This is a genomic window from Methylobacterium ajmalii, from assembly GCF_016613415.1.
Lineage (GTDB): Bacteria > Pseudomonadota > Alphaproteobacteria > Rhizobiales > Beijerinckiaceae > Methylobacterium > Methylobacterium ajmalii.
The window spans coordinates 357-8,842 of sequence record NZ_JACWCT010000034.1 but is presented as its reverse complement, the minus strand read 5'-3'; the positions used below and the strand labels follow the sequence as shown (position 1 = coordinate 8,842).

Below are 8,486 nucleotides of genomic sequence, written 5' to 3'. Positions count from 1 at the left end.
TCGTCTGGCCAGGACGCACGCCCTGATCACGCTCGGACTGGCGCACCCAGTTCCGCAGCGTCTCGCCCGAGCAGCCGATCTTGGCCGCGATCGACTGGATCGCTGCCCATTGCGAGCCGTGCTCGCCTTCGTGCTCGCGCACCATCCGCACGGCACGCTCGCGCACCTCAGGGGAAAACGGGGCTGTTCGCTTCGTCATGGCTCCATCCTCTCAGAAGGGGGAGCCTCCGGGAAACCCGGGGCGGTTCAGGCGAACGTGATCGCCTCGGGCACATGCGCTGCTTGCCTTCGGGCTGGATCGCCGGTCCAGGCTTTGGGCAGGTACAGGCGACGGTCGATGAAGGCATGGCCCTGATCCGAGACGTAAGCGGCAAACACCCCGGTCTGGCAGTTGGTGATCTTACCGGCCGAGCCTGTGTACTGCCGGCCCACACCGCATGAGGCTTTGCCCTGTTTGAGAAAACCGGTCTCGTCGATCACGAGAACCGCGTCGGGTGCGGCAAGCGTCTCGACGACGTAGTCACGCACGACATCGCGCAACGCCTCCGCATCCCAGTGCGTGCGACCGAGGATGGCCTGCTGGCGCCAGGGACCCGGGTCCCCGGCAGCCTCAGCCCGCATCCAGCCGGTTTTGCGCCGCTCACCCCCGAGCAGGCCGTCCAAGAAAGCGTTAACCGAGGCGGCGACACTCGGGGCGGCGAACAAGGGGCGGATGCGCTGTTTGGCCTGTCGTAGCGTCCTGGACCAGAGCTCCAGCGTGGATTGGAGCGAGGCTTAGGACATCGCGCTCTCCCATCCGAAACCTCTCAGATAGGAGCCTTTCCCTTCAACTGTAATGCTAAAAGCGTGGGACAAAACTGGTGTGAGTGGGTTGGGAGCGTATGGACGCTCTCGTTCCCGACGACCTGTGGGCAGTGATCGAGCCGCTTCTGCCGTTTGAGCCTGAGAAGCCGAAAGGCGGTCGACCGCGCACCTCGGATCGGGCGGCGCTGGCTGGCATCATCCTGGTTCTGCGCACGGGCATGCAGTGGAAGCTGTCAGCGGGCGTTGAATACTGGTTCTTCCGCACTTCGTGCGGCGCGGAACGACAGGTCAGATCGCTATGAGGGCGCGCTGGCGCAACAGCGCGAAGCCCGCGCGGCCGAACATCGTGCGCTTGAGCATCTTCTGCCTACCGATCTGCCCCTCCACCGGACTCGTCGACCAGGGCGTCGTGATCGTGCCGCGTAACGCGTCCCTGTCGCCCTCGAGGCCGACGGCGAACTTCGCCAGCGGCGTCGCAGCCGCCGCCGCGAACCAAGCCTCCAGGCTCTCGCCCGAGCGCCGTCGCACGAGGTCGGCAAAGCGCGTCGCGACGGCCACGCTCTTCGCCAGATCGGGTGCCTCTACCCGTAAGCGATCGAGGAAGCGGCGATCGTCCGCAACGAGCGTGCTCGGGTCCGCCTGCAGAAGCCACGCCGTCCGGTTGATCGACGGGGGCCGCCATGGCGGCGCGCTCGTCGAGCCGGGCGTGGCGTCCATCACGTCCGTGCTCGCGCGACGCCGCCGCATCGCCCAATCCCGCACCATACGCGGACGGATGTCGGCGCCCGCGTGGATCAGCCCGCGGGCGAGTTCGGCGGCGTTGCGGCAGCCGGCCTGCCAGCGCGCCTCGAGATGATCGCGGTAGGGGTCGAGGATCGTCGGCACGATGCGGCGTCGCTGCCAGGAGGGCGGTGCGTCCTGGCGCAGCCAGACCCGCACCGTCTTGCGATCGAGATCCAGAGCGCGAGCCATGCCGGCCACCGAGGCGCCGGCCTCGGACAGCCGCTTGAGCTCGGAGTGCCGAGCCCGACGCGGCGCGTGCGTCGCCTGCTTCCGAACCTCGATCGCCGTCGGCGGCCGCGCGGCTCCCGCCACAGCCCGCGCCGCCTCGACCTCGTAATCGACGCGCGCACGACCGACGGCGCGGATCACGCCATGATGATGGGCAACGATCGCATGCAGGGCGACGCTAAGGTTACGCAGCAGGTGAAAACGATCGAGCACGTGCTGGGCTTGCGGCGCGCCCGCGCGGGCGCCCTCGGCGAAGACGTCGGCGCGGTCGCGAGCGATGACCTCGATGCCCGGATGGGCGCGCAGCCACGCGGCGACGCTCCCGGCGTCCCGGTCGGGCAGGAGATCGAGGACGGTGTGACGTTCGAGGTCGACGACCATAGTGCCGTAGCTGCGCCCGCGCCGCCAAGCCCACTCGTCGATGCCGACGACGCGCGGCTCGGGTTGCGTCGGCAGTGGCGCCGCACGCACGAGGCGCACGAGGGTATCGCCACTCACCGGCATCGCGAGACGATGCGCCATACGGGCGGCGGGCGCACCACCGAGGGCGAGACCGAGATGGCGCTGGAGCACGCGCAGCCGCTCGGACCGGCGGGCGTGAGAGACGGCGACGTCACCAACGCTCTCGCTGAAGGTCCGCCGCGGACAGGCTGGGTTCGCACAGCGGAAGCGTTGCAGCCGGAGGCGCAGGCGGACGGACCGGCCCTGCTAGGGAAAATCGGCGAGGGTGCGCTCGCAATGACCGTGCTTGCGCCCTGCTGACGATCGACAGGTGGGACAGCGCGTCGGGCTCGGGCGGGGTACAACGCGCACGATGAGCGGGTCGGTCGCCGGCTCGATGCCGACGACGTTCAAGCCATCGGGCACGAGGGGCAGGATACGGCGGGGCATGGCGTCCTCCGGAAAGCCGATCTCCGGAGATGGGGCACGTCACGCCGGCCGGCACACTTCGCCACACGAAGTGCGGAAGAACCAGACTTCGGTGCCCGTTGATAGAAGCACCTGCCGCGTTTTGAGGTGGGCTGCAGCGGCAAAACGAGTTGGCGGCGGCTCGGCACGTGGCAGGCAGCCGGTGTTTGGGCCGCCCTGCACCGCGTGATGATGGAGCAGCTTCAGGACGCCGATGCGCTCAACTGGTCGCGCGCGGCCCTCGACAGTAGGAGCCTGCCGGCAAAACGTATGGCCCGCCCCGTCCGCAAGTGGCTCTGGATCCGCTGGTCTGAGCAGTCTGCATAAACGTATCCGGCCTTCGGGCGAGCCCTTGGCCAAGATGGAGATCCGCGCGTCCTGGGCCTCATAAAGGGGTCGGCGTCGAGCGCCATTTTTGCCGGGAGGCTTCCAGAACACCGATCTACTGTCAGGCCATCTTCCTCTCACCGCTCGCAGACATCGGAAGGCCGGCGCGCGCCGCGCCAGCCAAACTCGGATCAGGCGGCCACGGCCGTCGCCTCGTAGACGCGCCCGTGGCGCAGCAGCGCCCAGACGATGCGCGCCATCTTCGCCGCCAGCGCCACTACCGCCGTGTTGGCATGCGCCCGCGCCAGAAGCCCGCGCAGCCACTGCCCGAGCCGCGTATCACTTTGCCGGAGCGTCGGCATCGCCGCCCGGGCACCCTGGATGAGCGTTTTGCGCAGGTACTTGCTGCCGCGCTTGGTGATGCCGACCAGCCGGGGCTTCCCGCCGGTCGTCACCTGCCGCGGTACGAGGCCGAGCCAGGCGGCGAGGTCGCGTCCGCGGGCGAAGCTTGCCACGTCGCCGATGGCCGCAATCAGCGCGGTCGCATTGAGCGCGCCGATGCCTGGGATGGTGGTCAGCCGACGCGCGTTCTCGTCCGTGCGCGCCTGCTCGGCGAACTCAGCATCGAGCGCGGCGATACGCCGGTCGAGGCCCTGCCAACGCTCGCGCACCTCAGCCACGAGGGTGCGCATGCGCGGTGTGAGCGAGGAGCCCGCTCTTGTGTCGAGTAACGCAGCCAGACAGGCGGCCAGCTTGGCCCGCCCTTGCGCGACGACATGGCCGCGCTCCAGAAGGATGGCGCGGACTTGGTTCATCAGCGCCGTGCGCTCGCCCACGAGCTGGTCCCGGACCCGGTGCAGGGTTTGCACGTCGAGCTGCGCCTCGGACTTGAGCGCCACGAACCGCATCGTCGGGCGGGTGGCCGCCTCGGCGATGGCTTCGGCATCGCGGTCGTCGTTCTTCTGCGCCTTGACGTACGGGCGCACGTATTCCGGCGACATCAGCCGGACCGTGTGTCCCTGCTCTACGAGGGCGCGGCCCATGTGGTGCGCACCGCAGCACGCTTCCATGGCCACGACGCACCCCGGCAGCTTCGCGCCGAAGGCGATCACCGTCTCGCGCCGCATCTGGCGGCGCAGCACGACCCGCCCGCTCGCATCCAGCCCGACAAGGCTGCAGCTGTTCTTGCCCAGATCGATCCCCAGCACCGCGATCGTCATCGTTCCGCTCCATCCCTCATCTCGGCCGCGCTGCAAGCCTAGCAGTGCAGCCCGGTGAGGGGCGGGCCATCCATAAAGGGGGCTCCGCGACGGGCCCGAACCCGACGGACCGGGGCAAGCCGGGGACGAAGCGCCACCTCGTCGTGGACGCCAACGGCACGCCGCTCGGCCTGACGCTGACCGGGGCCAACTGCAACGACAGCCGTATGCTTGCGGCTACCCTCGACGCGGTGCCGGGCGTGCGCACGGGCCGCCGGGGCCGTCCGCGGCGCAGACCGGACAAGCTGCACGCCGACAAAGGCTACGATCATCGTCGCTGCCGGCACGAGTGCCGGGCACGCGGGATCGTGCCACGGATCGCTCGGCGTGGGGTGGAGAGCCGCGAGCGGCTCGGGCGCTATCGCTGGGTCGTTGTTTGATCGCGTTGCAGGCGTCAAGTTGGACGAGAGCGGTCGCCGCCGGATCGTGGTTGTTTCCGCGGTCGGCCCCTCTGACCGCCGCACCATGCGTCTCGAAGCGAGGCTCACCATGTCGAACGCGCGGTCCGGCTCGACACCGGCCGCAAGACCCGACCCCGGGATGGCCCTGCTCGCGTCCCGGCGGGGACGCCCTTGTCCGCCTCACGCTGGCGGAACTCGATGAACGGTACCCGTGCGTGCGTTCAGTACGTGCCTCACGCGGCAGCCGGCGGCCACGGCTGGAACGGTGTTCCCGCTCGCCACATCGCGTGCAACACGACCGCGAGTTTGCGCGCCACCGCGACGGCGGCGTGCTTGAAGCCCATGCGCTCGGCCAGTGCCCGTCCCCAAGTCTTCAGGGCCGAGTCCTGCCGCACGCGCACCAACAGGCTGGCCGCCGCCTCGAACAGGTAGCTTCGCATCAGCCGGTCGCCGCGACGCGAGATCCCGCCCGTCCGGTCGATCTCGCCGGACTGACGGCGGACCGGCGTCAGCCCGAGATAGGCCCCAACGGAGCGTGAGTGGCGGAAGTGCTCGGGCGCCTCGATGGCGGCCGCAAAGCTCGTGGCGACGATGACCCCAACGCCGGGGCAAGTCATCAGCAGGCGGCAGGTCGCATCGCCCCTGGCCAAGGTGATGAGCCGTCGATCCAGGACACCGATCTGGCCGCGCACGGCGCGCCATGCCGCCAAGAGCGGCTCGACGATGACGGCGACGGTCGGACGGGACGCGATGAGGTCTTGCACCCGGATCTCGAAGGCCCGCCCCGCTCCCTTGCCGGCCATCAAACCGAACGTCTTGAGCGTGCTGCGGATCTGATTGGACAGGTCAACCGCTACGCCCATGAGCTGGGCGCGGGCGCCGATGAGGTGGCGCACGGCATGGGCGGCGTAGCTTTTGACGCGGGCCTCGCGGTACCAACCCATGCGTACGAGTTGCGCCAGCGTCTCTGCATCGCGCGCGTCGGTCTTGTTCCGCTGCAGGGCCGTGGCGGCTCGCGCATGCCTCGCATCCAGGCAGACGATGGGCAGGCCGAGCGCCTTGCAGGTGTGGTAGATCCAAGGGGTCAGCGGCCCCGTCTCCAGGCCGACGCGCAGGAGATCGGGGGCGTGACTCCGCAAAGTCGTGGTGAGCACATCCGGATCGCTGGCGCGTTTGCCGCGCCAGACCGTGGCTCCGGTCTCGTCGATAACGTGGATGGCGGTCTCTTCGTTGGAGACATCGAGGGCGCCGTACTGGGGCATGGAGGCGCTCCGATGCAGGTAAGGACGCGGCCATCAGACCGCATCGCGTCACCCTCAGCAGCCTTCAATTCCGGCTCGGGTCGCGATCAGCGCATGTCGAGCGCGCCTTCGCCTGGATGGCCCGCTTCCGCCGGCGGGCCATCCGCTACGAACGGCGCGCCGACCTCCATCTCGCCTTTACCACCGTCACCTGCGCCCTCATCTGCCGCAAACAGGTCAAACGGTTTTGTCCCTGACTTTAATTGACCAAGAGCGCGAGACGGTTCAAACTATGAATTGCTAGGATTTTAGGCAGTGATCAGACATGTTGTGTCGATGGTTGCTGATTTTGTTGGCGTCGAGCGTCTCTGCCGAAGCGCACCCCAGCGCTTCGCAAGGTGACGTGGGCACACCGCAGACGCTCACCGAACCCGTGTACGTCAGGCCTATCTATGGCGCCTATCGCCGGTGCGGAGGCGCCTGCCTCAAGAGCGGGTTGCTGACGTGGTTCTGTGGGACAAAGACGATCTGCATTCTCAACTGCGCGACTGGCCCCCCCGCCAGGCGCTGCGCGTCACGTTGAGCCGCTTCGACGCTCTACTGAAAAGAAGTGCGTGACCCGCGGGAGCGAAATATCCTGAAATTAAAAAATGACAGCCTGGAGTAGCTTGCGCCACTAACCCCAACCAGAAAAGTCTCTTAAACTCCAAGGTCAACACGGCCATCCGGTCGGCTTCGATCCTGTTCGAAATCATGTCGGCTTCAGAACTGTGCACGCAGCCGTGTCCCGAAGATAAAGGCCGGCCCACGATCCCGATTGTATCCGGGGCTTACTACGATCTGACTGTCGAACGTCAGTCGTATAGAAGGCGCCAGCGGCAAGCTGTAGTAAGCTTCGACGATCCTCTCGGCCCCAGGGTGGGGCAATCGACCGTCCCCGACGAGGATGCCGAGTCCTCCGGCATCGAAGTAGGCTTGATGCGGGCGGGTGATACCGTTGATGACGCCGGCTAATCCCACGGTGTCCGATGGGCGTCCCCAACGCTCACCCGCGATCGACAATCCCGCTGCCAAGGTTCTATCGACGTCGGTGAACTCGTACGGCTCAACATTTCCGTCGGCCAAGCCGCATCGGACGAACATACCGACGTCGGGCAAGATCTGCTGTTCGAGGTTGAAGCTGAGCCCTGGGCGGCTGCGGTAGCGGCGGACGGTCGCCACATCCGCGGGCCCGCCCGTCACCATTGCCAGACGAACCGCGTCGTCGAAGCGACCCATGCGGCCGCGACTGAGAAAGCCGGTGACCTTGATCTTGCCGGGTCGTCCCCAAAGTTCATGCCTCCGTTCGATCTCGAGAACGGCTTGATTTTGATTGAAACCTGGGTCCAGATCCTTGCTGTTGGGGACAATAGAGAGGTCGAAAAAGCCCGCGCGGAACACCCAGGCGTCCTGGTACCACTCTGCTGCGGCGCCGACCGTATAGCCCCACGCATTCGCAGCGTAATCGAATGTGCCGGTGTCAATAAGGGCCCAGTTGAGGAAGTCGGTTCGTGGGTCGTGGGCGTACCTGTTGGTGTCGAAGACATCAGCGACGCTGAACTTCCCTAACGTCAGCACGATCCTGTCGGCCTGCCGCGACCCGCCGAGCTGGTTCAGATCTGGATCGACCCTCTCGGTTTCGCCTCCCAAGCCGATTATCTGGCGGATGAAAGCGCGGTGAAGCTTCACGTAGGGGGTGATGCTGCCGACCTTGTAAGCTTCCCCGTTTGGGAAACCAGCGACACCAAGCGTGGTACTGAGACCAAAACCCTGATCGACCTCCGGGTTTAACCAAATCTCTGCCCCGGGCCACAGCCGCATACCCGCGTAGAGCGTGAAATCGAAGGTCTCCTTAATCTGCCCTTTGGCGTTGAGGCTGTTCGGCCCACGGTAGGGCGAGCGAAACCGAGAATTGCCCTGTGTGACGAAGGTGGTCTGGGCGCGAATGGCCCAGTCTTCTTCGACGAAAGCATCTGACACCGGAGCGTCCGAAGAGGGCGAACGCGACGTATCCTTCATCTCCGATCCGGCAGAATTCCAAACCGCGTCGCCGGTCCGAAAGATCGGGATGCTGGGTCCGCTGCCCGTGGTCAGCTTGAAGTCGGAGCCGCTGTCGGAAGCGTCAGCGCCGCCCTTTGCGTTGAGATGGTCGCCGAACCAATCGACGAAGGTCGGCCTCGACGGCATCGAGCGACCGAGCGGGAGGTCAGCCGTTCGACCGAACTCAACCGACATCAGCAACAGGGTCAGCGCACCCATAGCGGCTGCAGGGAGGGCGCAACACCGGGTAGGCATCGTGAATGCGGGCCCGAATTGATTAGCTGTTGCTATACCGTAAGCGGTGTGCTCAGGCCACGAGGAATGCTCAATCCGCTGCAGCAACTGCAGTGTCCTGCTGGTGCCCGACCTCAAGCCGGATGCTCCGGCTTGCCATAAGGATTTCGCACAGGAAGCCTGCAATGGCGGCGATCGTGAAGGCCAGAGCCAGTCCAAAA

At 66.6% G+C, this 8,486-nt stretch carries 5 protein-coding genes and 5 pseudogenes; 4 read left to right on the top strand and 6 right to left on the bottom strand.

Features of this window, described 5'->3' with window-relative positions; genetic code table 11:
- Positions 1 to 199: transposase (locus HPY23_RS06485; RefSeq protein WP_200649579.1), on the bottom strand; the 199-nt coding region annotated here is incomplete at its 3' end.
- A 50-nt stretch (positions 200 to 249) separates the two neighbouring features.
- Positions 250 to 756 (bottom strand): annotated as a pseudogene (locus HPY23_RS06480) (IS701 family transposase); the annotation flags it as partial.
- Between the two features lie 125 nt (positions 757 to 881).
- Here HPY23_RS06480 and HPY23_RS06475 point away from each other — a divergent pair.
- Positions 882 to 1,034, top strand: a pseudogene (locus HPY23_RS06475) (transposase); the annotation flags it as partial.
- 58 nt (positions 1,035 to 1,092) lie between these two features.
- On the opposite strand, the gene HPY23_RS06470 reads toward HPY23_RS06475, so the two are convergent.
- Positions 1,093 to 2,493: an ISL3 family transposase gene (locus HPY23_RS06470; RefSeq protein WP_236012924.1), complete on the bottom strand. Its 1,401-nt coding sequence runs from the start codon at positions 2,491 to 2,493 to the stop codon at positions 1,093 to 1,095.
- Between the two features lie 318 nt (positions 2,494 to 2,811).
- On the opposite strand from HPY23_RS06470, the pseudogene HPY23_RS06465 reads away from it, so the two are divergent.
- Positions 2,812 to 2,994 (top strand): annotated as a pseudogene (locus HPY23_RS06465) (IS5/IS1182 family transposase); the annotation flags it as partial.
- 248 nt (positions 2,995 to 3,242) lie between these two features.
- On the opposite strand, the gene HPY23_RS06460 reads toward HPY23_RS06465, so the two are convergent.
- On the bottom strand, positions 3,243 to 4,271 hold the full coding sequence (locus HPY23_RS06460; protein ID WP_048444047.1) for an IS110 family RNA-guided transposase: 1,029 nt from the start codon (positions 4,269 to 4,271) through the stop codon (positions 3,243 to 3,245).
- Positions 4,272 to 4,345: 74 nt separating this feature from the next.
- Between HPY23_RS06460 and HPY23_RS06455 the strand changes: the two are divergent.
- A pseudogene (locus tag HPY23_RS06455) lies at positions 4,346 to 4,684 on the top strand (transposase); the annotation flags it as partial.
- A gap of 260 nt (positions 4,685 to 4,944) precedes the next feature.
- Here the strand turns inward: HPY23_RS06455 and HPY23_RS06450 are convergent.
- Positions 4,945 to 5,973 carry an IS110 family RNA-guided transposase gene (locus HPY23_RS06450; protein ID WP_048444048.1) on the bottom strand — a complete coding sequence of 343 codons (1,029 nt, stop codon included), beginning with the start codon at positions 5,971 to 5,973 and terminating at the stop codon, positions 4,945 to 4,947.
- 92 nt (positions 5,974 to 6,065) lie between these two features.
- Between HPY23_RS06450 and HPY23_RS06445 the strand changes: the two are divergent.
- A pseudogene (locus tag HPY23_RS06445) lies at positions 6,066 to 6,209 on the top strand (IS5/IS1182 family transposase); the annotation flags it as partial.
- Positions 6,210 to 6,714: 505 nt separating this feature from the next.
- On the opposite strand, the gene HPY23_RS06440 reads toward HPY23_RS06445, so the two are convergent.
- Positions 6,715 to 8,250 (bottom strand): carbohydrate porin, encoded by a 1,536-nt coding sequence (locus HPY23_RS06440; RefSeq protein WP_053080306.1) that lies wholly within the window; start codon positions 8,248 to 8,250, stop codon positions 6,715 to 6,717.
- Between the last annotated feature and the right edge of the window lie 236 nt (positions 8,251 to 8,486).